Source organism: Burkholderia sp. MSMB617WGS, assembly GCF_001532025.2.
Lineage (GTDB): Bacteria > Pseudomonadota > Gammaproteobacteria > Burkholderiales > Burkholderiaceae > Burkholderia > Burkholderia savannae.
In genome coordinates, this window is sequence record NZ_CP013458.1 from 431,455 (window position 1) to 454,100 (window position 22,646).

At 70.0% G+C, this 22,646-nt stretch carries 22 protein-coding genes and 1 pseudogene; 16 read left to right on the forward strand and 7 right to left on the reverse strand.

What is annotated here, in order from left to right; genetic code table 11:
* Nucleotides 1-229: 229 nt before the first annotated feature.
* Both WT60_RS21970 and WT60_RS21980 read left to right on the forward strand, forming a co-directional pair.
* A complete protein-coding gene (locus WT60_RS21970; protein WP_038749398.1) occupies nt 230-877 on the forward strand; it encodes a BON domain-containing protein in 648 nt (215 codons plus the stop codon).
* Nucleotides 878-1,281: 404 nt separating this feature from the next.
* Nucleotides 1,282-2,223, forward strand: coding sequence for a 1-phosphofructokinase family hexose kinase (locus WT60_RS21980; protein WP_038749320.1), 942 nt, complete (start codon nt 1,282-1,284; stop codon nt 2,221-2,223).
* A 533-nt stretch (nt 2,224-2,756) separates the two neighbouring features.
* On the opposite strand, the gene WT60_RS21985 is transcribed toward WT60_RS21980, so the two are convergent.
* From WT60_RS21985 to WT60_RS35570, 4 genes are all read right to left on the reverse strand, one after another.
* Nucleotides 2,757-3,935 (reverse strand): acetate/propionate family kinase, encoded by a 1,179-nt coding sequence (locus WT60_RS21985; protein WP_060356462.1) that lies wholly within the window; start codon nt 3,933-3,935, stop codon nt 2,757-2,759.
* Nucleotides 3,932-5,335, reverse strand: a complete 1,404-nt coding sequence (locus WT60_RS21990; protein ID WP_038749325.1) for a bifunctional enoyl-CoA hydratase/phosphate acetyltransferase — start codon at nt 5,333-5,335, stop codon at nt 3,932-3,934. Before WT60_RS21990 ends, WT60_RS21985 begins: the two co-directional genes overlap by 4 nt.
* 10 nt (nt 5,336-5,345) lie before the next feature.
* The gene (locus WT60_RS21995; RefSeq protein WP_038749327.1) at nt 5,346-7,139 is read right to left on the reverse strand and encodes an alpha/beta fold hydrolase; all 1,794 of its coding nucleotides are present in this window, start codon (nt 7,137-7,139) and stop codon (nt 5,346-5,348) included.
* A 130-nt stretch (nt 7,140-7,269) separates the two neighbouring features.
* A complete protein-coding gene (locus WT60_RS35570; RefSeq protein WP_257789115.1) occupies nt 7,270-7,404 on the reverse strand; it encodes a hypothetical protein in 135 nt (44 codons plus the stop codon).
* Between the two features lie 94 nt (nt 7,405-7,498).
* Between WT60_RS35570 and atpD the strand changes: the two are divergent.
* From atpD to WT60_RS22065, 12 genes and pseudogenes are all read left to right on the forward strand, one after another.
* A pseudogene (gene atpD / locus WT60_RS22005) lies at nt 7,499-8,980 on the forward strand (F0F1 ATP synthase subunit beta); the annotation flags it as partial.
* A 361-nt stretch (nt 8,981-9,341) separates the two neighbouring features.
* Nucleotides 9,342-9,821 (forward strand): F0F1 ATP synthase subunit epsilon, encoded by a 480-nt coding sequence (locus WT60_RS22010; protein WP_038749329.1) that lies wholly within the window; start codon nt 9,342-9,344, stop codon nt 9,819-9,821.
* Nucleotides 9,818-10,270: an AtpZ/AtpI family protein gene (locus tag WT60_RS22015; RefSeq protein ID WP_060356461.1), complete on the forward strand. Its 453-nt coding sequence runs from the start codon at nt 9,818-9,820 to the stop codon at nt 10,268-10,270. The genes WT60_RS22010 and WT60_RS22015 overlap by 4 nt, the downstream gene beginning before the upstream one ends.
* Entirely contained in the window at nt 10,263-10,565 is a 303-nt protein-coding gene (locus WT60_RS22020) for an ATP synthase subunit I (RefSeq protein ID WP_038749334.1), read from the forward strand. Before WT60_RS22015 ends, WT60_RS22020 begins: the two co-directional genes overlap by 8 nt.
* Nucleotides 10,566-10,567: 2 nt before the next feature.
* Entirely contained in the window at nt 10,568-11,269 is a 702-nt protein-coding gene (locus WT60_RS22025; RefSeq protein ID WP_038749403.1) for a F0F1 ATP synthase subunit A, read from the forward strand.
* Nucleotides 11,266-11,514 carry a F0F1 ATP synthase subunit C gene (locus tag WT60_RS22030; RefSeq protein WP_004187193.1) on the forward strand — a complete coding sequence of 83 codons (249 nt, stop codon included), beginning with the start codon at nt 11,266-11,268 and terminating at the stop codon, nt 11,512-11,514. Before WT60_RS22025 ends, WT60_RS22030 begins: the two co-directional genes overlap by 4 nt.
* A gap of 13 nt (nt 11,515-11,527) precedes the next feature.
* The gene (locus WT60_RS22035) at nt 11,528-12,277 is read left to right on the forward strand and encodes a F0F1 ATP synthase subunit delta (protein WP_060356460.1); all 750 of its coding nucleotides are present in this window, start codon (nt 11,528-11,530) and stop codon (nt 12,275-12,277) included.
* Nucleotides 12,261-13,964, forward strand: a complete 1,704-nt coding sequence (locus WT60_RS22040) for a F0F1 ATP synthase subunit alpha (RefSeq protein ID WP_100185367.1) — start codon at nt 12,261-12,263, stop codon at nt 13,962-13,964. The genes WT60_RS22035 and WT60_RS22040 overlap by 17 nt, the downstream gene beginning before the upstream one ends.
* Entirely contained in the window at nt 13,961-14,809 is an 849-nt protein-coding gene (locus WT60_RS22045) for a FoF1 ATP synthase subunit gamma (RefSeq protein ID WP_038749339.1), read from the forward strand. The genes WT60_RS22040 and WT60_RS22045 overlap by 4 nt, the downstream gene beginning before the upstream one ends.
* 82 nt (nt 14,810-14,891) lie before the next feature.
* Nucleotides 14,892-15,095, forward strand: coding sequence for a hypothetical protein (locus WT60_RS33890; RefSeq protein WP_038749342.1), 204 nt, complete (start codon nt 14,892-14,894; stop codon nt 15,093-15,095).
* A gap of 510 nt (nt 15,096-15,605) precedes the next feature.
* Nucleotides 15,606-16,631 carry an alcohol dehydrogenase AdhP gene (adhP, locus tag WT60_RS22060; protein ID WP_060356459.1) on the forward strand — a complete coding sequence of 342 codons (1,026 nt, stop codon included), beginning with the start codon at nt 15,606-15,608 and terminating at the stop codon, nt 16,629-16,631.
* A 373-nt stretch (nt 16,632-17,004) separates the two neighbouring features.
* A complete protein-coding gene (locus tag WT60_RS22065; protein WP_038749346.1) occupies nt 17,005-17,442 on the forward strand; it encodes a hypothetical protein in 438 nt (145 codons plus the stop codon).
* A 140-nt stretch (nt 17,443-17,582) separates the two neighbouring features.
* Here WT60_RS22065 and WT60_RS22070 read toward each other — a convergent pair whose 3' ends face one another.
* Together WT60_RS22070 and WT60_RS22075 are read right to left on the reverse strand one after the other, a co-directional pair.
* A complete protein-coding gene (locus tag WT60_RS22070) occupies nt 17,583-18,092 on the reverse strand; it encodes a hypothetical protein (RefSeq protein ID WP_038749349.1) in 510 nt (169 codons plus the stop codon).
* A 611-nt stretch (nt 18,093-18,703) separates the two neighbouring features.
* Nucleotides 18,704-19,375: a TetR/AcrR family transcriptional regulator gene (locus WT60_RS22075; RefSeq protein WP_060356458.1), complete on the reverse strand. Its 672-nt coding sequence runs from the start codon at nt 19,373-19,375 to the stop codon at nt 18,704-18,706.
* Between the two features lie 139 nt (nt 19,376-19,514).
* On the opposite strand from WT60_RS22075, the gene WT60_RS22080 reads away from it, so the two are divergent.
* Both WT60_RS22080 and WT60_RS22085 read left to right on the forward strand, forming a co-directional pair.
* On the forward strand, nt 19,515-20,807 hold the full coding sequence (locus WT60_RS22080) for an NAD(P)/FAD-dependent oxidoreductase (protein ID WP_060356457.1): 1,293 nt from the start codon (nt 19,515-19,517) through the stop codon (nt 20,805-20,807).
* Nucleotides 20,808-20,838: 31 nt separating this feature from the next.
* Complete coding sequence (locus tag WT60_RS22085; RefSeq protein ID WP_226383161.1) at nt 20,839-21,243, forward strand: DUF3331 domain-containing protein; 405 nt, start codon at nt 20,839-20,841, stop codon at nt 21,241-21,243.
* A gap of 277 nt (nt 21,244-21,520) precedes the next feature.
* Here the strand turns inward: WT60_RS22085 and WT60_RS22090 are convergent, their stop codons facing one another.
* Nucleotides 21,521-22,645, reverse strand: coding sequence for an ABC transporter permease (locus tag WT60_RS22090; protein WP_059579365.1), 1,125 nt, complete (start codon nt 22,643-22,645; stop codon nt 21,521-21,523).
* Nucleotide 22,646: the final 1 nt, after the last annotated feature.

Sequence of the window (22,646 nt, forward strand, 5' to 3'; positions counted from 1 at the left end):
CGCGTGATGGCCATCGGCGGCCGAACGACGAACCGGCCGCGAGCCGCGCCGTCTCCCGCGTCGCAGCGTATCGGCCGGCCGCATCGCCGCGCATCCGTTTGTCACTTCTCCTTCATTGACGCGCGTCAAGGTCCGCGCCGCGCAATGCGCGATGCTGGCTTGCGTGCGCCGCCGCGCGTTGTTCGCCGAGGGCGGCCGCTTATCGAAACCGGTCGGCGAGGAGACGACGATGAAATCGGATGCTGCGCTCAGGCAAGATGTCGAGCAGGAACTGTATTGGGACCCGTCGCTGGATGCGCGGCAGATCGACGTGTCGGTGCACGATCGCATCGTGACGCTGCGCGGCTTCGTGCCCAGCTGGGCGCAGAAGTACGCGGCGCAGAAGGCCGCGCAGCGCATCGCGGGCGCGCGGGCGCTCGTGCTCGAGCTGAAGGTGCTGCCGAGCGAATCGCCCCGCGACGACGAAGTGCTCGCCGCCGCGATCGTGTCGGCGCTCGCGTGGCAGGAAGGGCTTGCCGGGCAGGAGCTTCACGTCGACGTCGACGAAGGCTGCGTGACGCTCACGGGCGAAGTCGAGTTCGGCTATCAGCGTCAGGCGGCCGAGACGGTCGTGAGCCGGATGCGCGGCGTGATCGGCGTCGTCAACAGGATCGACGTGCGCTCGCGCGACGCGGGCGAGACCGTGCGCGAGCGCGTCGCGGATGCGCTCGCGCGGCGCGCGCAGCGCGAGGCCGGGCATATCGACGTCGACGAGCGCGACGGCATCGTCACGCTGACCGGCACCGTCGATTCGCTGATCGAGCGGCGCGCGGCTTGCGGTGCTGCGTGGTCGGTCAAGGGCGTGCGCGAAGTCATCGATCATTTGAGCGTCGCGTAGGCGTGGGCGGCGCTTGCGCATCGCGCGCACGGCGCCCGACACTGATCGGCGGCAAGCGGCAAGCGGCAAGCGGCAAGCGGCAAGCGGCAAGCGGCAAGCGGCAAGCGGCAAGCGGCAAGCGGCAAGCGGCAAGCGGCAAGCGGCAAGCGGCCAACGGCCAACGGCCAACGGCCAACGGCCAACGGCCAACGGCCAACGGCCAACGGCCAACGGCCAACGGCCAACGGCCAACGGCCAACGGCCAACGGCCAACGGCCAACGGCGGCGGACCTGCTCCGCAGCAGAAGGTTCGACGCCGGACCGAACACGCGCAACGCGGCGCGCGCCGCCGCGTTCGATCACCCCGTTTCCTTTCCGTTGCGGACCCTTTTGTCACAACCGCCACGAACATCCCGACCGCCACGATGCCCGAAATCGTCACCATCACGCCGAACCCCGCCGTCGACGTCGCGACGTCCGTCGATCGCATCACCGACACCCGCAAGTTGCGCTGCGCGCCGGCGCGGCGCGATCCGGGCGGCGGCGGGATCAACGTCGCGCGCGTGCTCACGCGCCTCGGCGCCGATTGCTCGGCGCTCTATCTCGCGGGCGGCGATACCGGTCGCGCGCTGCGCGGCCTGCTCGCCGACGAAGGGGTGCGCGCGAGCTGCATCGACGTCGCCGGCGAGACGCGAGAAAACTTTTCGGTGCTCGAAACATCGACGGGGCGCGAATTCCGCTTCGTGCTGCCGGGCCCGGCGCTCGCGCCCGACGAATGGCCGCGCTGCGTCGACGCGCTCGCGCGGCTCGCCGACGCGTCGCGCTATCTGGTGATGAGCGGCAGCTTGCCGCCCGGAATGCCCGACGATTGCTACGGCCGGCTCGCGCGGCTCGCGAACGCGCGCGGCGTGCGCACGGTCGTCGATACGTCGGGGCTGGCGCTCGCGGCCGCGCTCGATGCGGGCGTCTATCTGGTGAAGCCGAGCCTGGGCGAGCTGCGCGCGCTGACCGGCCTGCCGCTCGACGACGACGCCGCGCGCCTCGCGGCCGCGCGCGCGATCGTCGGCAGCGGGCGCGCGCAGATCGTCGCGCTGACGCTCGGCGACGCCGGCGCGCTCGTCGTGTCGCGCGACGATGCGGTGCGGCTGCCGGGCGTGAAGGTCGCGGTGCGCAGTGCGATCGGCGCGGGCGACAGCTTCGTCGCGGGGCTCGTCGCGGCGCTCAACCGTGGCGCGAGCGTCGCCGATGCGTCGCGCTACGCGCTAGCCGCGGCGTCGGCTTCGCTGCTGAACGCGGGCACCGCGCTGTGCGCGAAGGAGGACGTCGAGCGGATCTATCGGGAATTGCCGGGAACGGTCGACGCGTAGCGCCTGCCCGCCCGGCCCCTTTCGGCATCCTCGCTTCGGGCCGCGCGTTGCGATTGCGCCCCGATGCCCGGTTTCGCGGGCCGCGCGGACGCGATCGCTTGCGTGAAAGTGAGAGGACCGATTCACATTGCCGGCGATGGCACGCGTAGCGCCTGCCCGCCCGGCGCTCTTTCTGCATCCTCGCTTCGGACCGTGCGTTGCGATTGCGCCCCGACGCCCGGTTCCGCCGGCCGCGCGGACGCGATCGCTTGCATTAGCGCGAGAGGGCCGATTCACAACCTGCGGCGCGACCCGCGGCGCAACCTGCGGCGATGCCGGTGGCAGCTGCGTCGGGCGATCGCTCGCCCGACAGCCGGGAGGCATCCGATCGCCGAGGCACCGCCCGCGGCGCCGGCGCGTGGCGCGCGACGCTCAGCGCAAGCCGTGCGGTGCGCGACGCGGCGGATCAGGCGGACGGTCCGCGCCTCCCGCCCCGGAACGACGCGCATCGAGCGGTCGGGAGGCCCGAAGGACCGCCCGACCGGTCCGAGCGCTCACGCATGCAACACCGATGCCGCATCCGTTGCGATCACCTGCTCCTCGTCTGTCGGCACGACGAGCACCGCGACGCGGCTCGCGTCGCGGCTGACGATCTCCGCGTTGCGCGCGTTCGCGTGAGCATCGAGCTCGACGCCGAGCCAGCGCAGCCGCTCGCACACGGCGGCGCGCGTCTCGGCCTGATGCTCGCCGATGCCCGCGGTGAACACGAGTGCGTCGAGGCCGCCGAGCGTCGCCGCGAGCCGCGCGGTCTCGCCGGCGATCCGGAATGCGAACAGCTCGAGCGCGTCGCGCGCGCCGGCCGACGGATCGGCGAGCAGCACGCGCGCGTCGCCGCTCACGCCGGACACGCCGAGCAGGCCGGAGCGGTGATACAGCATCTGCTCGACCTCGTCGACCGAATGGCCGAGCATCTTCTGCAGATGCAGCACGACGCCCGCGTCGAGCGCGCCGCAGCGCGTGGCCATCGGAATGCCGTCGAGCGTCGAGAAGCCCATGCTGGTGTCGCGGCTCACGCCGGCGTCGAGCGCGCAGAGGCTCGCGCCGCTGCCGAGGTGCGCGGCCACGACCTTGCCGCGCGCGAGCGCCGGGTGCCGCTCGCGCAGCCGTCCGGCGACGTACCGGTACGACAGCCCATGAAAGCCGTAGCGCTTGACCCCTTCGTCGAACAGCGCGCGCGGCAGCGCGAAGCGCCGCACGAGATCGGACTGGGTGCGGTGGAACGCGGTGTCGAACGACGCGACCTGCGGCAGATGCGGCCGCAGACGGCGCAGCGCGCGAATCAGCCGCACGCTCTGCGGCTGGTGCAGCGGCGCGAGCGGCACGAGCGCCGCGATCGCGTCGAGCGTGCGATCGTCGATGCGCACCGGGCCGTCGAACGCGTCGCCGCCGTGCACGACGCGATGGCCGACCGACACGAGCTCGTGCAGCGACAGATGCGCGGCGATCCAGTTGAGCGCCTCGTCGAGCACCTCGTGCAGATCGTCGGTGACGGGCGCGGCGAGCGGCACCGTGCGCGCGTCGCCGCCGTTCGCGTATTCGAACTGGAGCGGCGTGCGGTTGAAGTCGATCTTGCCGCGCCCGAGCGGCGCGGGCTCGCCGTTCGCGACGCTGTAGAGGCCGATCTTCAGCGTCGACGAGCCGGCGTTGAACGTCAGCAGCAGCGGCTCGCTCATGACGCGAGCGCGCCGGCGCGCGTCCTCTCGGCGACGAGCTTCGCGAGCGCGGCGGACGCGATCCGCACGCGCAGGCTGTCCGCGCGGCTCGTCAGGATGATGGGCAGCCGTGCGCCGAGCACGAGGCCCGCGCCGTCGGCGCCCGCGAAATACATCAGTTGCTTCGCGAGCATGTTGCCCGCCTCGAGGTCGGGCACGAGCAGGATGTCGGCGTCGCCCGCGACGGGCGACGCGATGCCCTTCGACTGCGCGGCGATCGCGCTCACCGCGTTGTCGAACGCGAGCGGCCCGTCGACGATCGCGCCCGCGATCTGTCCGCGCGCGGCCATCACGGTGAGCGCGGCCGCGTCGAGCGTCGAGGGCATCTTCGGGTTGACGGTCTCGACCGCCGCGAGCACCGCGACGCGCGGCCGCTCGACGCCGAGCACGTGCAGCAGGTCGACCGCGTTCTGGCAGATGTCGCGTTTTTGCTCGAGCGTCGGCGCGATGTTGATCGCCGCGTCGGTGATGACGAGCGGCTTCGGATACGCGGGCACGTCCATCGCATACACATGGCTGATGCGCCGCTCGGTGCGCAGCAGCGACGCCGGGCCGACGACCGCGGCGAGCAGCTCGTCGGTGTGCAGGCTGCCCTTCATCAGCGCGGCGACCTGGCCCGCGCCGCCCATCTCGACCGCGCGCGCGGCGGCCGCGTGGCTGTGCTCGACCGCTTCGATCCGCACGCCCGCGAGATTCACGCCGGCCGCCTCGGCGGCCGCGCGGATCTTCGCCTCGGGGCCGATCAGGATCGGATCGATCAGGTTCTCGTCGCGCGCGTCGATCGCCGCGCGGATCGCGTCGGGCGAGCACGGATGCACGACGGCGGTGCGCAGCGGCGGCTGCTCGCGCGCGTCGCGCACGAACGTCTCGTAGCGGTCGTGGCGGCGCACCGCGACTTCCGGCCCCGGCACGCGCTCCCACGTGAGCGGCTTGTCGGGCGCGATCACGGTGGCGGTGCCGCGCAGCACGACCTGGCCGTCCTGGTTCGTGCAGCAGGTGTCGAGCAGCACGATCCGCTTCTCCGGACGCTTTTCCTTGACGGTCACGGTGGCCGTGACCGTGTCGCCCGGCGCGACCGGATGCCGGAACTCCAGCGTCTGGTCGAGATAGATCGTGCCCGGCCCTGGCAGCTTCGTGCCGAGCACCGCGGACACGAGCGCGCCCGTCCACATTCCGTGGACGACGACGTGGCCGAACAGGTCGTGCGCGGCGAACGCCGCGTCGAGGTGCGCGGGGTTCACGTCGCCCGACATCGCGGCGAACAGGTCGATGTCGTCGCGCGACGCCATGCGCACGACCGACGCGCTGTCGCCGATCGCGAGCGAGTCGAACGGGCGGTTCTGCAGGATTTCGCGGTCCACGCGGCGCTCCTTATTTCTGGAACACGTAGGTGCCCGGCGCGTCGCCGAGCGCGTGCGCGCCCGGCTTGCCGAGCGGCGGCGGCGCGACGCGCTGCGTGCTCGAATGCCCGGCGAGCCACTTGTGCCACGCGGGCCACCACGAGCCCTCGAAGTCCGTCGCGCCGGCGAGCCATTCGTCGGGCGAGATGTTCGGCGCGTCGGCGGCCGTGAGCTTCATCCGGTAATGGCGCTTCGGATGGCCCGGCTCGCTGACGATGCCCGCGTTGTGGCCGCCCGCCGTCAGCACGAACGTCACGTCGCTGTCGGTCAGGTAGTGGAGCTTGTAGACCGAGCGCCACGGCGCGATGTGATCGTGCTCGGTGCCGACGGCGAAGAACGGCGCGCGGATGTTGTGCACCGACACCGTTTGAGCGTCGATCACGTAGCGGTTGGTCGCGAGATCGTTGTCGAGGAACAGGTGGCGCAGATATTCGGAGTGCATCCGGTACGGCATGCGCGTCGAATCGGCGTTCCACGCCATCAGATCGATCATCGGCGTGCGCTCGCCGAGCAGATAATCGTGGACCACGCGCGACCAGATCAGATCGTTCGACATCAGCAGCTGGAACGATCCCGCCATCTGGTGCGCGCCGAGGTACCCCCGCTCCCACATCATGCTCTCGAGGAAATAGATCTCGCTGTCGTCGATGAAGAGCTGCAGCTCGCCCGGCTCGGCGAAGTCCGTCTGCGCGGCGAGCAGCGTGATCGACGCGAGGCGCTCGTCGCGCGCGTTCGCCATCGCCGCGGCCGCGAGCGCGAGCAGCGTGCCGCCGAGGCAGTAGCCGGTCGCGTGAATCTTCGCGCCGGGCACGATCTTGCCGATCGTGTCGAGCGCGTCCATCACGCCGAGCCGGCGGTAGTCGTCGATGCTCAGGTCGCGATCGCTCGCGTCGACGTTGCGCCACGAGATGCAGAACACCGTGTGCCCCTGGTCGACCAGATAGCGGATGAGCGAGTTGTGCGGCGACAGATCGAGGATGTAGTACTTCATGATCCACGCGGGCACGATCAGGACGGGCTCCGCGTAGACGTCGGGCGTCGTCGGCCCGTACTGCAGCAGCTCGATCAGGTGATTGCGGAACACGACGCGCCCGGGTGCCGTCGCGAGATCCTTGCCGACCTGGAAGCGCTCGACGCCCGCGGGCGGCTGCTTCGTCAGAAGGCGGCGGACGTCGTCCAGATAATTCCACGCGCCTTGCGCGAGATTCGCGCCGCACGACAGCACGGTGCGCTGCAGGACTTCCGGATTCGTCGCGACGTAGTTCGCCGGAGCGAGCATGTCGAGCATCTGCCGCGCGGTGAACGCGACGACGTCCTCATGATGCGGCGACACGCCGGGCACGTCGCGGGTCGCCGCGCGCCACCATTGCTCGGCGAGCAGGAACGTCTGATTCCAGAAGCGGAACGGCTCGAGTTGCCATGCGTTCGCGCGGAAGCGCCGGTCGCCCGGCGACGGTTGCGCGGGCGCGTTGGGCGCGTGCCCGGTCGCCGCTTCGAACAGGTATTCGGCGAGCTGCACGGCGTGCTTCGTCGCGAGCGTCGCGAGCTCCGCGCGCTTGCCGGGCGCGGCCGCGAGGTGAATCAGCCAGTCCGACAGCGCGAGCTGCAGCGACGCGGGCGACAGGCCCGACGTCAGCTTCGCGAGCGACGCCTCCTTCGCGAGATCGAAGATGCGATACGGGCTTTCCGGCGCGTACGACGCGGGCGGATGGGCGGGCGGCGGCGCGGCGGGCGCGCCGGGTTCGGGGGTGTGGCGTGTATCCATCGGGCTTCCTTCGGCTGGCGCTGCGCGGGCGACGGCATGACGAAGTACGGCGGCCGATGCGGCGGCCGCGCGCGAAGCCGCGCCGCGGGCGTTGCCGCCCGCCGCTCGCTTCGACCGCATGCGTCGACGATCACTGACACGGCCACTGTAGCCACGCATAGGTCTGTGGAATCTGATTTGCATCAATGACGGACGCCGCGGCAATCGCGTCGCCGCCGCGCGTTTTCGCACGGATCGTTTCGCTTCGCGCGATGGATCGTTTCATCTGGCGATTTCCCGTTTCTTGACCGAGATCAGCCGGCGGGCGCCGCCCGTCGTTATGGTGAAGCCATCGACGAACCACTCAGGCGGGAGCGAGCGTGGCGGAACTGCATGCGACGAATGGCGAGACTGCGGCGCAAGCGGCGCGCGACGGGCGCGTCGTCGCGGTGCGCGGCGCGGTCGTCGACATCGCGTTCGACGGCGGCGTGCTGCCCGCGCTGAACGACGCGCTCGTCATTCCGGTCGACGGCGCCGCGCCGATTCTCGCCGAGGTGCATGCGCACCTGAGCGGCACCGCGGTGCGCGCGCTCGCGCTCGGCCCGACGGGCGGGCTCAGGCGCGGCGCCGCCGCGCGCGCCACGGGCGGGCCGATTCGCGTGCCGGTGGGCGACGCGGTGCTCGGCCGTCTGCTGACCGTGACGGGCGAGCCCGGCGACGACGGCGCGCCGCTCGCGGCGGGCGTCGCGCGGCGGCCGATCCATCGCGGCGCGCCGCCGCTGTCCGAGCAGAAGAGCGCGACCGCGCTGTTCGCGACCGGCATCAAGGTGATCGACCTGCTCGCGCCGCTCGCGCAGGGCGGCAAGGCGGCGATGTTCGGCGGCGCGGGCGTCGGCAAGACGGTGCTCGTGATGGAGCTGATTCATGCGATGGTCGAACGCTATCGCGGGATCTCCGTGTTCGCGGGCATCGGCGAGCGTTCGCGCGAAGGCCACGAGATGCTGCTCGACATGCGCGGCTCCGGCGTGCTCGGCCGCACGGTGCTCGTCTACGGGCAGATGAACGAGCCGCCCGGCGCGCGCTGGCGCGTGCCGCTCACCGCGCTCGCGATCGCCGAGCATTTTCGCGACGAGCGCGCGCAGAACGTGCTGCTCCTGATGGACAACGTGTTTCGCTTCGTGCAGGCGGGCGCCGAGGTGTCGGGCCTGCTCGGGCGGTTGCCGTCGCGGGTCGGCTATCAGCCGACGCTCGCGAGCGAGGTCGCGGCGCTGCAGGAGCGGATCGCGTCGGTCGAGGGGGCGGCCGTGACGGCGATCGAGGCCGTGTACGTGCCCGCCGACGATTTCACCGACCCCGCCGTCACCGCGATCGCCGCGCACGTCGACAGCATGGTCGTGCTGTCGCGCGCGATGGCGGCCGAAGGGATGTATCCGGCGATCGATCCGGTCGCGTCGTCGTCGATCCTGCTCGATCCGCTCGTCGTCGGCGACGGGCACGTCGAGGTGGCGATCGAGGTGCGCCGCGTGATCGAGCACTACCGCGAGCTGCAGGACGTGATCGCGCTTCTCGGCATCGACGAGCTCGGCGCGGACGATCGGCGCATCGTCGGCCGCGCGCGCCGGCTCCAGCGCTTCCTGACGCAGCCGTTCGCGGTGACCGAGGCGTTCACGGGGCAGGCGGGCGCGTCGGTCGAGATCGCCGACACGATCGCCGGCTGCCGCGCGATCCTGCGCGGCGATTGCGACGATTGGCGCGAGAGCTCGCTGTACATGGTCGGCACGCTCGACGACGCGCGGCGCAAGGAAGAGGCCGCGCGCGACGCGGACGCGCGGCGCGATGGCGCGAGCGGCGCGGCGGGCGCGCATCGCGCGGGCGGCACGAAGGGCGCAGATGGCGTGAAGGGCACGAACGGCGCAGATGGCGCGGACGGCGTGCAGGGCGCGATCGGTTTGAATGAATTGGCGGGTTCGACGAACACAACGCGTTCGACGGAGACGAATGGCGCGAACGGCGCGAACGGCGCGAACGGCGAGAACGGCGAGAACGGCGAGAACGGCGAGAACGGCGAGAACAGCGGCGCCTCGGCTTCTCGCGGCGAGAAGGCGGGCGCGAGCGGCGCGAATGCGGCGAAGGCCGCGACAACGAACGCCGCCGCGAGCGATCGCGAGGCCGCCGAGACGCGCGCGCCCGCACCCGGCCCCGACGCGCCGCAAGGAGCGCCACATGCCCGCTGAGCTGCGCCTCGTGATCGCGACGCCTGCGCGCGTGTGCGTCGACGATTTGCCGATCGTGTCGCTGCGCGCCGAGGACGCGAGCGGCTCGTTCGGCATCCGTGCGGGCCACGTCGACTTCGTCACGCTGCTGCGCGCGTCGGTCGTGCGCTGGCGCACCGCCGCCGACACGCGCAGCAGCGCGACGCATGACGTCACGCATTACGCGGCGATCGACGGCGGCGTGCTGCGCGTGACGCGCGGCTCGCGGATCGAGATCGCGTGCCGCGAGGCGGTGCTCGGCGAGTCGCTCGCCGAGCTCGACGCGATCGTGCGCGGCGTGCGCGCGGCGCAGCTCGACGAGAAGCGCCGCGCGCGGGTCGACGAGACGCGGCTGCACGCGCAGGCGATGCGGCGGCTCCTCACGTATCTGCGGCCCGAGCATGCGAAGGACGGCATGCATGCGCCGCTCAAGCCGGAGACGCTCGAATGACGAAGCCTCGCCCGGCCGATGCGAAGCGCGACGCGGGAGCGGATGCCCGTGCCGGCGCGAAGCCCGCGGCGGGAGACGATGCGAAGCGCGCCGGGCCGCCCGCCGCGCGGGACGTGTCGAAGCGCGACGCGCCGCCGCCCGCCGGCACGGCGCGAACGCCCGCCGCCGACCGCGTCGAACAGGCGGCGCGCACGGCCGCGAAGCGCGCGGCGCGCGGCGCGCGCGATCCGGAGCCGTCGCTCGGCCGGCGCCTCGCGCAGATCGGCGTGCTCGGCTGGACGATCCTCGCGCCGACGCTCGCCGCGCTCGCGCTCGGCCGCTGGCTCGACCGCGCGTTCGCGTCGCGCGTGTTTTTTTCCGCGCCGCTCTTGATGTTCGGCGCGGCGCTCGGTTTCTGGCTCGCATGGCGCTGGATGAAAACTCAACAAGAAGGAGATCGCGATGATTGAAATGTGGGAAGCCGCGCGCGCGTCGTTCGACGGCGTCGCCGTCGCGATCGGGCTTGCAGCGGGGCTCGCGGCGGGCGCGTGCCACTTCGTGTCGCTCGGCTGGAACAGCCGCTTGTTCGTCGCGGGCCGCGCGGGCGCGGCGCTCGCGCTGCAGCTTCTGCGGATCGCGCTCGCGGTCGCGGTGCTCGTCGTGCTCGCGCGCGCGGGCGCAGGCATGCTCGTCGCGGGCTCGGCGGGCTTCCTCGCCGCGCGCTCGATCGCGGTGCGCCGCGCGCACGCGCTGACGGGAGCGTGACGATGAACGCGTCGCCGCTGTCGACCGTGCCGGTGTTCTCGATCGGCCCCGTCGGCATCTCGGAGCCCGTGCTCGCGACGTGGGCGATCATGGCGCTGCTCGTCGCGCTCGCGCTTGTCGCGCGCAGGCGGCTGAGCGTCGACGCGCCGTCGCGGCTGCAAAGCGTGCTCGAGCTGTTCGTCGCGACGATCGACGCGCAGATCGCCGACACGATGCAGACGCCGCCCGCGCGCTACCGCGCGTTGATCGGCACGATCTTCGCGCTCGTGTTCTGCGCGAACAGCGCGTCGCTCGTGCCGGGCGTCGAGCCGCCGACCGCGCATCTGGAGACCGACGCCGCGCTCGCGCTCGTCGTGCTCGCCGCGACGCTCTATTACGGCGTGCGCGTGCGCGGCCTGCGCGGCTATCTCGCGACGTTCGCCGAGCCGACCTGGGTGATGATTCCGCTGAACGTCGTCGAGCAGCTGACGCGCACGTTCTCGCTGATCGTGCGCCTGTTCGGCAACGTGATGAGCGGCGTGTTCGTGATCGGCATCGTGCTGTCGCTCGCCGGTCTGTTCGTGCCGATTCCGCTGATGGCGCTCGATCTGCTGACGGGCACCGTGCAGGCGTACATCTTCATGGTGCTGTCGATGGTGTTCATCGGCGCGGCCGTGTCCGGTGAAGAAACTTCCGCGCCGCGGCGCGGGCAGGAGAACTCATGAACAATCTCATCGAAGTGGTCAGCATCGCGGCGGCCGCGCTCGCGGTGTCGTTCGGCGCGATCGGTCCCGCGCTCGCGGAAGGGCGCGCGGTCGGCGCGGCGATGGACGCGATCGCGCGGCAGCCGGATGCGTCCGGCACCGTGTCGCGCACGCTGTTCGTCGGGCTCGCGATGATCGAGACGATGGCGATCTACTGCCTCGTCGTCGCGCTGCTGCTGCTGTTCGCGAATCCGTTCGTCAAGTGACGGGGAGACGGCGATGCGAATCGACTGGTCCACGCTCGCGCTGCAGGCGGTCAACGTCGTCGTGCTCGTGTGGCTGCTGTCGCGCTTCCTGTTTCGGCCCGTCAGCGACATCATCGCGAAGCGCCAGGCCGCCGCGCGCAAGCTGATCGACGACGCGGCGCACGAGCGCGACGCCGCGCGCGCCGAGCACGAACGGGCGCGCGCCGAGCGCGCGTCGCTCGCCGCGGCGCGCGACGACGCGTTGACGGACGCGCTCGCGCAGGCGGGCGCCGAGCGCGAGCGCCTGATCGAGGCCGCGCGCGCCGACGCGCTGGCGCTGCGTGAAGCGGCGCGCACGCAGGCGCAAGCCGACGCCGCGCAGCGCGCGAAGGAGCTCGACGCGCGCGCGACGCGCCTCGCCGTCGACATCGCCGCGAAGCTGCTCGCGCGGCTGCCCGACAGCGCGCGCGTCGCGGGCTTCGTCGACGGCGTGGCGGCGTCGCTCGCGCGACTGCCGGCCGACGTGCGCGCGTCGCTCGCCGCGAACGACGCGCAAGTGCGGCTCGTCGCGCCACGCGCGCTGACCTCGCAGGAGGCGGCCGCGTGCCGCGCGGCGTTCGCGGCGAGCGTCGGGCGGCCGCTCGAGGCCGACGTGCGCGTCGATCCAGCGCTGATCGCGGGGCTCGAGCTCGAATCGAAATACGCGAACGTGCGCAACAGCCTGCGCCAGGATCTCGCGACCATCGAGGCGGCGTTGCTGAACGACGATGACGCAAACCATTGACGCAACCGAGGCGGGCTGGCTCGCGCGCCGCCGCGACGCGCTCGCGCGCGTGTCGCTCGCGCCCGTCGCGCAGGCGGTCGGGCGGGTCGAGCGCGTCGCGGACGGGATCGCGTTCGTGTCCGGCCTCGAGGACGCGATGCTCAACGAAGTGCTGCGCTTCGACGGCGGCGTCACGGGTTTCGCGCACACGCTCGACGAGGATCTGATCAGCGTCGTGCTGCTCGATCCGGATGCGAGCGTCGAGGCGCAGGCGGCCGTCGCGCGCACGGGCGCGGTGCTCGAAGTGCCGGTCGGGCCGCAGCTGCTCGGGCGCGTCGTCGATCCGCTCGGCCGCCCGCTCGACGACGGCGCGCCGCTCGGCGCGGCCGGCACGCTGCCGATCGAACGCGCCGCGCCCGCGATCATCGAGCGCGATCTCGTGAGCGAGCCGCTCGACACCGGCGTGCTGATCGTCGACGCGCTCTTCACGATCGGGCGCGGCCAGCGCGAGCTGATCATCGGCGATCGCGCGACCGGCAAGACTTCGCTCGCGATCGACGCGATCGTCAACCAGCGGCACTCGGACGTGATCTGCGTGTACGTGGCGATCGGCCAGCGCGCGAGCGCGGTGCAGCGCGTGATCGACGCGGTGCGCCGCTACGGCGCGCCCGAGCGCTGCATCTTCGTCGTCGCGCCGGCCGCGTCCGCGCCGGGGCTGCAATGGATCGCGCCGTTCGCGGGCTTTTCGATCGCCGAGTATTTCCGCGACCGGGGGCAGCACGCGCTCGTCGTCGTCGACGATCTGACGAAGCACGCGGCGACGCACCGCGAGCTCGCGCTCCTCACGCGCGAGCCGCCCGGCCGCGAGGCGTACCCGGGCGACATCTTCTACGTGCACGCGCGCCTGCTCGAACGCGCGGCGAAGCTGTCGGCGAAGCTCGGCGGCGGGTCGCTGTCCGCGCTGCCGATCGCGGAGACCGACGCGGGCAACCTCGCCGCGTATATTCCGACCAACCTGATTTCGATCACCGACGGGCAGATCGTGCTCGATTCGGCGCTGTTCGCGGCGAACCAGCGGCCGGCCGTCGACGTCGGGCTGAGCGTGAGCCGCGTCGGCGGCAAGGCGCAGCATCCGGCGCTGCGCGGCGCGTCGGGCCGCCTGCGGCTCGACTACGCGCAATTCCTCGAGCTGGAGGCGTTCACGCGCTTCGGCGGGCTTACCGACGCGCGGCTGCGCGCGCAGATCACGCGCGGCGAGCGGATTCGCGCGTCGATCACGCAGCCGCGCTTTCGCGCGCTGCGCACGCTCGACGAAGTGGTGCTGCTGAAGGCGCTCGCGGCAGGCGCGCTCGACACGATGCCGCCGGATCGCATCGCGCCGTTGCGCGAGCGGCTGCCGTCGTGGCTCGACGCGCGGATCGCGGCGCTGACGCCGGCGGGCGCGCCGCCGCGCGACTGGCTCGCGGACGACGCGGCGCTCGCGACGCTCGTGGAATCGGTCGGCGAGCTGCTCGAACGGATCGCGGCTGACGCCGCGCATCTCGCGGCGGGGCATATGCGTTCGGAAGACGCGGCGGGCGACATGGGCGGCGGGCTCCGCGGCGACGACGGCGAACTGGGGAGCGGCCGCGATGCGCCTGCCGACGCGGCGCGCGCCGAACCTGCGCCGCCGCGCGACGCCGAAGCCGACGCGGCGCGCAAGCGATGAGCGACAAGCTTGCCGCGATCGAAGCGCGCACCGACACCGCACGCCAACTGCAGACGGTGATCGGCGCGATGCGGGGCGTCGCCGCCGCGCGCGCGCACGAGGCGCAGCAGCGCTTGCCGGGAATCCGCGCGTCGGCGGCGACGGTCGGCGCGGCGATCGGCGACGCGCTGTCGGCCGGCGCGCCCTCGCGTGACGCCGCGCCCGCCCGCCGGGCCGCGCCGAACGCGCGGCTCGTGATCGTGATGTGCAGCGAGCAGGGATTCGTCGGCGCATACAACGCGCAGATGATCGAATATGCGACGCGGCCCGACGGGGCCGCGTCGCGCGAATACATGATGGTCGGCACGCGCGGCGCGATGCTCGCCGAGGCGGGCGGCGTGCCGCTCGTCTGGAGCACGCCGATGGCGTCGCACGCGGACGACGTCGTGCATCTCGCGAACCGGATCACCGATGCGCTCTACGCGCATCTCGCCGAGCGCGGCGCGCAGCCGGTGTCGATCGTCCACGCGATGCCGGGCGCCGCGCAGCGGCTCGACGTGATCGAGCGCCGCCTGCTGCCGTTCGACTACGCGCGCTTCGACAGCGCGCCGCGCGCGCAGCCGCCGCTCGTGCATCTGCCGCCCGCGGCGCTGCTCGCGGAGCTCGCGCAGGCGTACGTGTTCGTCGAGCTGTGCGAAGCGGCGATGCTCGCGTTCGCGGCGGAGAACGAGGCGCGCACGCGCGCGATGATCGCCGCGCGCGAATCGGTCGAGCGTACGCTCGGCGAGCTGCTGCAGGCGTATCGGATCGCGCGGCAGGACGAGATCACGGCGGATATCGTCGAGTTGGCGGCGAGCGCGCTTTGAATGGGGACGCGAACGAGTCGCGCGGAGCCGGACGCGGCGATGCCGCACGCGTGCGTCTCGACGATAGGCGCGCACGCGCGCGATGATCGCCGCGCGCGAATCGGTCGAGCGCACGCTCGGCGAGCTGCTGCAAGCGTATCGGATCGCGCGGCGGGGCGAGATCACGGCGGATATCGTCGAGTTGGCGACGCGCGCGATGCGAGTGCGGAAATGCTCACGGCGTGACGTCGCGCGACTCGGCAAGGCCGGCTTCGCAGCCGTCGAACTCGGCGCGTATCCGGTGTGATCGCCGCCGGATCGCACGCTCGGCATCGTGCTGCCGCGCGCTCGCGCTCGTCGGCGACGCACGGCCGAACGGTTTCGATACCCGCGCGTGCGGCGAATCGATCGCATCCGCGGCGAACGGCCGCGCAAGCGGCGAATCGTGTGCGGAACCGCGAGCCGATTGGTGCGCCGATTCGCGAGCCGACTTGTGCGGCGACTCATGCGGCGACCCACGCACCGACCCACACACCGATTCACGCGCCGATTCACGCGCCGATTCACGCGCCGATTCACGCGCCGATTCACGCACCGACTCATGCACCGACCCACGCACCGACCCACGCGCCGACTCATGCGCCGACCCACGCACCGACTCATGCGCCGCGCGCACCCGACATGCCGCGGCGCCGCGCAACGCAAGCGAATCGTCAACGGAACCGCGCGACGCGCCGAGCGCGGTTGACGCACGTCAATGACCGGCGCCGTGCGTGATCGATACTCGATCGGGCATCGAACCAACCAGGAGCGACAGATGGCGCAATACATGAAAGCCGCGGTGGTGCACGCATTCGGCGAACCGCTTCGCATCGAGGAAGTCCCGGTGCCGACGCCGGCACCGGGCCAGATTCTCGTGAACATCAAGGCATCGGGCGTGTGCCACACCGATCTGCACGCGGCCGACGGCGACTGGCCCGTCAAGCCGACGCTGCCGTTCATTCCGGGGCACGAGGGCGTCGGCTTCGTCGCGGCGGTCGGAGAGGGCGTCAAGCACGTGAAGGAAGGCGATCGCGTCGGCGTGCCCTGGCTCTACACCGCGTGCGGCCATTGCGAGTATTGCCAGACCGGTTGGGAGACGCTGTGCCACGAGCAGCAGAACACCGGCTATTCAGTGAACGGCAGCTACGCGGAATACGTGCTCGCCGATCCGAACTACGTCGGCCATCTGCCGAGCAACGTCGCGTTTGACGAGATCGCGCCGATACTCTGCGCGGGCGTGACCGTCTACAAGGGCATTCGCGTGACCGACACGCGCCCCGGCCAGTGGATCGCGATCTCGGGAGTCGGCGGGCTCGGGCACGTCGCGGTGCAGTATGCGAAGGCGATAGGGCTGCACGTCGTCGCGGTCGACGTCGCGCCGGAGAAACTCGAGCTCGCGCGCAAGCTGGGCGCGGCGTTCGTCGTCGACGCGTCGAAGGACGATCCCGCCGCGGTGATCCAGAAGGAGATCGGCGGCGTGCACGGCGTGCTCGTGACGGCCGTGTCGCGCGGCGCGTTCGCGCAGGCGCTCGGGATGGTGCGGCGCGGCGGGACGATCTCGCTGAACGGATTGCCGCCGGGCGATTTTCCGCTGCCGATCTTCTCTACGGTGCTCAACGGGATCACGGTGCGCGGCTCGATCGTCGGCACGCGGCGCGATTTGCAGGAGTCGCTCGATTTCGCGGCCGAGGGGCTCGTGCGCGCGCATATCCATCGCGACAGGCTCGAGAACATCAACAGCGTGTTCTCGGCGCTGCGGGAAGGGAAGGTCGACGGGCGGATCGTGTTGACCGGCGAGTGATGCAAAGGGGCGCGGGCGGCGGGGCCGCTTGCGCCGAGCGGATCGCGCATCGCCACGGAGCTTACGTTTCGTCTTGCCGTGGTTGTGACGCGAGCCGGGGCGTTTCTTGCGCACGTGCCGCATCGGGGCGAGAAGACAGGATGGGAATCGAGGCCGCACGCGTTTGGCGGGCATTCGATCGTGCCGGAATCGCGACAGAAAAGGAAATAGAATGATCGGGTGACGGCCGCGCATCGAGATGCGCGTCGCGTCATGCGCCGCTTGCCAATCCGGGGCGACGACGGCCGCTCGCGCGGCAGGCGTTCGAGTCATGTACGAGGGTGTGACGAATCGGCGCTGCTCGCCGATATTGCTGACGTTCAATTAGAAAAACATGAGCCAAATAAAAATCCATGTCGACCAGCGCACGCTGGCGTTTTACGGGGTAAGTCACGCGGCGTTCGAGAAACGATTGCGCGACGCGCTTTCTTTCACAAAATCGATGGGGTGGGAGATCGACGTCGTCCCGGATGCCCGGAACACGGACCATGTTCAGTATGAGGAAGCGTGGACCACAGTTTCGGCGGACGAAGTCGCGCCGTCGGATTTCGAGGAACTGATGCGCGGCATTCGTCGGGCATGGGAGGGCATGCCGAAGACCTTCTCGCAAAGCGGCGTGCAATACCGCATCCTTCCGGCTGCGGACGGCGATTGCGCCGTCATTGACGAGGCGCGACCCGACGCCCCGATTTTCACGGGAGCATGGTATGTCGTCGTGCGATTTCTGCGATTGAATTTCTCGCGCTTCGCATCTCAGGCGGATTCTCGCTAGGCCGTTCTATTCAGTACCGATCGCGATGAAAGGCGACGCGCGCCCGCCCGTTGCTCACGAGCCGCGGCGCGGCTGTCGCCGACACGCGCCGCTTGCTCCGGCGCGATTATCGGCTCGTCGCCGAAGCGTCACGCGTCGTGTCACGGAAACGCGGGAATAGTCGGATCGGTCCCTTCCAAATGGGCGTCCGGATGATGCTGCTTGATCAACGCCTCGATCTCCTCGACGCGATCGCGGTGCACGTCGATCATCATCAGCAATTCGCCTTTCTCGACGGCGTCCTCGAAGTGTCTGAGCCGGGTGTTCGGCACGCTCACGCCGATCATCGTGCCGACCCACGCGCCGAATCCCGCCCCGGCGATCGCGAACGCGACCACGGCGCCGCCCGCGATCGTGAGGCCGGCGGGCGGAAACGCGATCGCGGCCAATCCGGCGAGCGCGCCCGTGACGCCGCCGGCAGCGGTTCCACGAGCGAGCGCGGGCAGCAGATCGCTGCTTTGCGCGATCGACGCTTCGGGCAGATTCTCCAGCGGAACCTGATCATTCGCGACGACATGGATGTGCCGCCATTCGATGCGCTTGACCAATAGTTCGTCGACGATCACCCGTGCCGTGTCCGCGTCGGGCAGCAGGAAATAGATTCGTCTCATGATGACCTCTGTCAGGGGACGCCCGGGCATCCGCGTCGGACCCCATGACTTCGATGGCGTGTTGCCCGGCAAGCCGCGTGCGAGATAGGCTCGTTGTTCGAGGCCTATATGACGAAGTCTAGGTGATACGCGGGCTTCGGCAAGCGTCGCGCCGGGCGGCCGTTGGATGCGCCGAGCCATGCCGAGGCAAGCCGGGCCATTGGGCAGGCGCTGTCTTGGCTCAAGCGTTCGACGCGCTTCTCGGATGCGTAGGGAACTGGATGCCCGCTTGTCGGCCGGACTCGGCCGGACTCGGTCGCCCGAGGGCAATATCCGAAGGGCCGCTCCACCGCATGTTTATCGCGGCCCCAATGGGCATGATTCGGCGCTGCTCGCGCCGCTTGCGGAGGGCGGCATCGATGAAGGCTCACTCCACGGAAGCCGCGTTGTTTGACAAGCGTTGTCTGCTCGTTATCGGGGAAAGGCCGGGCGGGGCTCGGGTGGTCTCTCTTCCCTATCCCCACCGTCGCGCGCTCACGCGATAAACGAACGTTCCATTGACGCCGAATGCAGGAGCCGGGCGGGCTGCCGATCAAATGGTGCCCGTCGGTGCTCGGCCGCGGCCGGGCAGTTCAGCCGAGCGCGGCTAAAGCCGACGTCAGGACGGCGCGCTTGAATTCCTTGGGGCGCCGCGGCAACGCCGAAAACGGGCTCAGCGCATGGCTGTACGCGACGGTTTTGCTGATGCCGTTGGCGAGCAGCAGGAACATGATCTCGGGGTCCTGCCGCGGCACCTGGCCAGCATCGATCGCATCGACGAGCAGCGGCACGAACACGTCATGAAATGGCCGCACCAAGCGCTCAATCAGGACATCGAGGCGCTCTCCCGTTTCAGTTGCGGCAGTCGAAAAAAACATGCCCACGTCCGGCGTGAGAAACACCTGATCAATCAGGAGCGACACCGCCGCCTCGACGCGCTCTCGCGGCCCTAGCCCGGGCGTCGCGCGCAACGCGGCGGTGCTGGCGATCATCGGCGCGGCTTCGTCGGCGATCTGGCTCACGACGGCGACCCACAATGCTTCCTTCGATCCGAAATGATGCGCGACGAGCGCGGGGTCCACGCCCGACAGCCGGGCAATTTCGCGCACGCTGGTCGCCTCGTAGCCGCTCTTCGCGAACGCCGCGCGCGCACTGCGAAGCAGTGCCTCGGCACCGCCCGCGTCGCTGCAGGCCGGACGACCGCGCGTGCGGCGCGGCGTGGAAATCGTCGTGCCGGGCGCGGCGGTGTCGTTCGAACGTTTCATCAGCGGCGGTGGATCGTGTTCAGGGAAAGTTCGAAAGTTTAACCGGTGTGCTCCCGCGCGTGAGCGCGGCGCCATGTTTGACACGAGCCCCTCGAGCCCGTAGTATCGCGTTAATTCATCACTTGTAGAATATGTGACCATGAGTCAAGCCACCCGAATCGTCATCGTCGGCGGGGGCATCGCCGGGCTTCTGCTTGCGACCCGGCTGGGCGACACGCTCGGCCGCAGCGGCCGCGCTCGCGTCACGCTCATCGACAAAAGCGCCACGCACATCTGGAAGCCCATGCTGCACACCATCGCGGCCGGCACGCGCGACGTTCAGCAACAGCAGGTCATCTATCTCGCCCACGCCCGCGATCACGGGTTCGACTACCAGCCCGGCGAAATGGACGGTCTGGACCGCAATGCGCGCGTCGTGAAGCTGGCCGAACTCAGAGCGCCATCCGGCGAAGTCGTCGTCGGCCCGCGCACGGTCGAATACGACGTGCTGATTCTCGCGCTGGGCAGCCGTGCCAACGATTTCGGCACCCCGGGCGTACTCGAGCATTGCCATTTCATCGACAGTCAGGCGCAGGCTGAAATCTTCAACGAAGCATTGCGCATTCGCGTATTCCGGAGCGTCGTGACGAATGGCTCGTTGCGCGTATCGATTGTCGGCGCCGGGGCGACCGGGGTCGAGCTGGCGGCGGAACTGAGCCGCTTGCTCGAAGTGGCCGCGAGTTATGGCGACCCGGGCATCCGCGCACGCCTGAACCTCACGCTTTATGAAAGCGCGCCGCGCATACTGGCGGCATTTCCAGCGGCGGTATCGGAATCCAGCGAGGCGCAGCTGCGACATATCGGCTTCACGGTACGAACGGGCACGCGCGTGACCGCAGCCGAGCCGGATGGATTCCGGCTTGGCGACGGTAGCAGGCAGCCGGCCGATTTGATGGTTTGGGCGGCGGGCGTCAAGGCGCCTGATTTTCTGGGCAAGCTGGATGGAATCACGGTGAATCGGTCCAACCAGATCAGCGTCAGGCCGACGCTACAGGCGCTGGACGACGACAAAATATTCGTTCTCGGCGATTGCTCCACTTTGACGCTCGCGGGCAATGAGCGGCCTCTCGCGCCAACCGCGCAGGTCGCCACGCAACAGGCACAGTTTCTCGCGAAGCACATACCGGGATGGCTAGGCTCCGGCTCGCTGCCCGACTTTGCGTTTCGCGACTTCGGCGCGCTCGTGTCGCTGAGCGACTACAACGCTTTCGGGACGCTCGGGCAGTTCGGTTTCTTCCGTGGCGGGTTCATCAAGGGCCGATTCGCGCAACTGAGCCACGCCATGCTTTATCGCCAACATCAGCAGGCGTTGCACGGCTTCGGCAAATCCACATTGCTATGGGCGGCGGAGCGGATCAACGGCCTCGTGCAGCCGAAGATACGGCTGAGCTGAAGGCCGCCCCGCTTTTGACAGGAGCACTGGCATGGAGCAGTACGTGACGGACGACACCGCATGGCAGCGCGCTGTCAGCCTGCTTGACGCCGGGCACGCGGACCAACTGACGGCTCGCGTCAGGCGCCTGGTCGGTTCCCATGGCGAGCACCGCCTGTCGACTGGTCGCGGCGCCGTTGTGATCGCTCTGCTCGATCGAATCAGCCCGCGAGCCGCCACGGTCTCGTGGAGCGATCCGCAAGATTGCAAGTACGGCGAGCAGGTTTGGCGCCTTGTCACCGCCAAACAATCTGGGATATGCGCGCTGAGCGGACAGCCGGTCGCCGCGGGCGATGCGATCTTTCGCCCCGCAAAGGTCAAGCCGCCTCCGGCCAATGCCGCCGCCATGATGCTCGCGGTTGCGGTCGACCGCGCGTTCGCCGATCAACGCTGCTAGTTTTCGCGGGGGAGTTTGTCCGCTGATGCCGCCGGCGACGCACACCGGCGCTGCCGTGGCCCCGAGTCTTCGAGATTCGGCGACATGCGTTCTCGCTATCGGACGTGCGACATCGACGTCACCCCCGACACGTTCGGATGGCCGTTACTTCGCTCGCGTGAGGATCATGTGACTGCACGACCTGACGGACGCCCGTTTGGCGCCTGCTTGTCAACAGGGCGATTTGGGCAACGGGGCTGACGCGGTGAAGCGTGCCCGCGACCGTTCGCCGGCCCGCCTAAGCCATCTGCCCGATCGTCTTCCTGAACCGCTTCAACGACAGCAAAAACAACACCGTTCCGATCACCGCCAGAATCAGAAACGGCCGCCAAACCGTCTCGATTCCCGCGCCGCGATAGAGAATCGCTTGCCCGATCTCGACGAAGTGCGTCGTCGGCGCGGCGAGCATGATGTTCTGCACCGCGAACGGCATGCTCTCGCGCGGCGTCAGGCTGCCCGACAGCAATTGCAGCGGCAGCAGCACCAGCACGAGCAGCATGCCGAACTGCGGCATGCTGCGCACGAGCGTCGCGAGAAAAATGCCCATCGACGTCGTCGCGAACAGGTGAATCGCCATCCCGACGACGAACAGCGCGACCGAACCCTCGATCGGCACATGCAGCGCGCCGCGCACGACGAACGTCAGCGAAAACACCGCCGCGCACGCGACGACGAGCCCCATCGACCACACCTTCGCCATCATGATCTCGCCCGGCGTCACCGGCATCACGAGCAGGTGCTCGATCGTCCCGTGCTCGCGCTCGCGGATCAACGCGGCGCCCGTGAGCACCATCGACAGCAGCGTCACGTTGTTGATCACTTCCATCAGCGAGCCGAACCATGTCTGATCGAGGTTCGGATTGAAGCGCATGTGCATCGCGATGTCGACGGGCGGCGCCGCGCTGCTCCGGTAGCGGCGCGCGAAATCGTCGATCTCGCCGCTCACGATCTGCTGCACGTAGCCGTTGCCCGTGAACGCCTGGCTCATCCGCGTCGCGTCGACGTTCAGCTGGATCTGCGCGGGCCGGCCCGCGAGCACGTCGCGCTGGAAGTTCGGCGGGATGTCGAGCGCGAACGTGAAGTCGCCCGCGTCCATTCCGCGGTCGGCTTCAGCGAGCGTCACCATCCTCGGCAGCGCGAACTGCGGCGGGAAGAGCGCCGATGCGATCCGCGCGGACAGCGGCGACGCGTCCTCGTCGATGATCGCGATCGGCGCCATGTGCAGCGTGTCGGGGCGCGCGGTCGCGGCCGAGTAGATCGATGCGGTGAACGTGTAGGCGATCAGCACGAGCAGGATCGGGTCGCGCACGAGGCTCCACAGTTCCTTGATGCCGAGACGATAGACGATCGCGAGGCGCCGCATG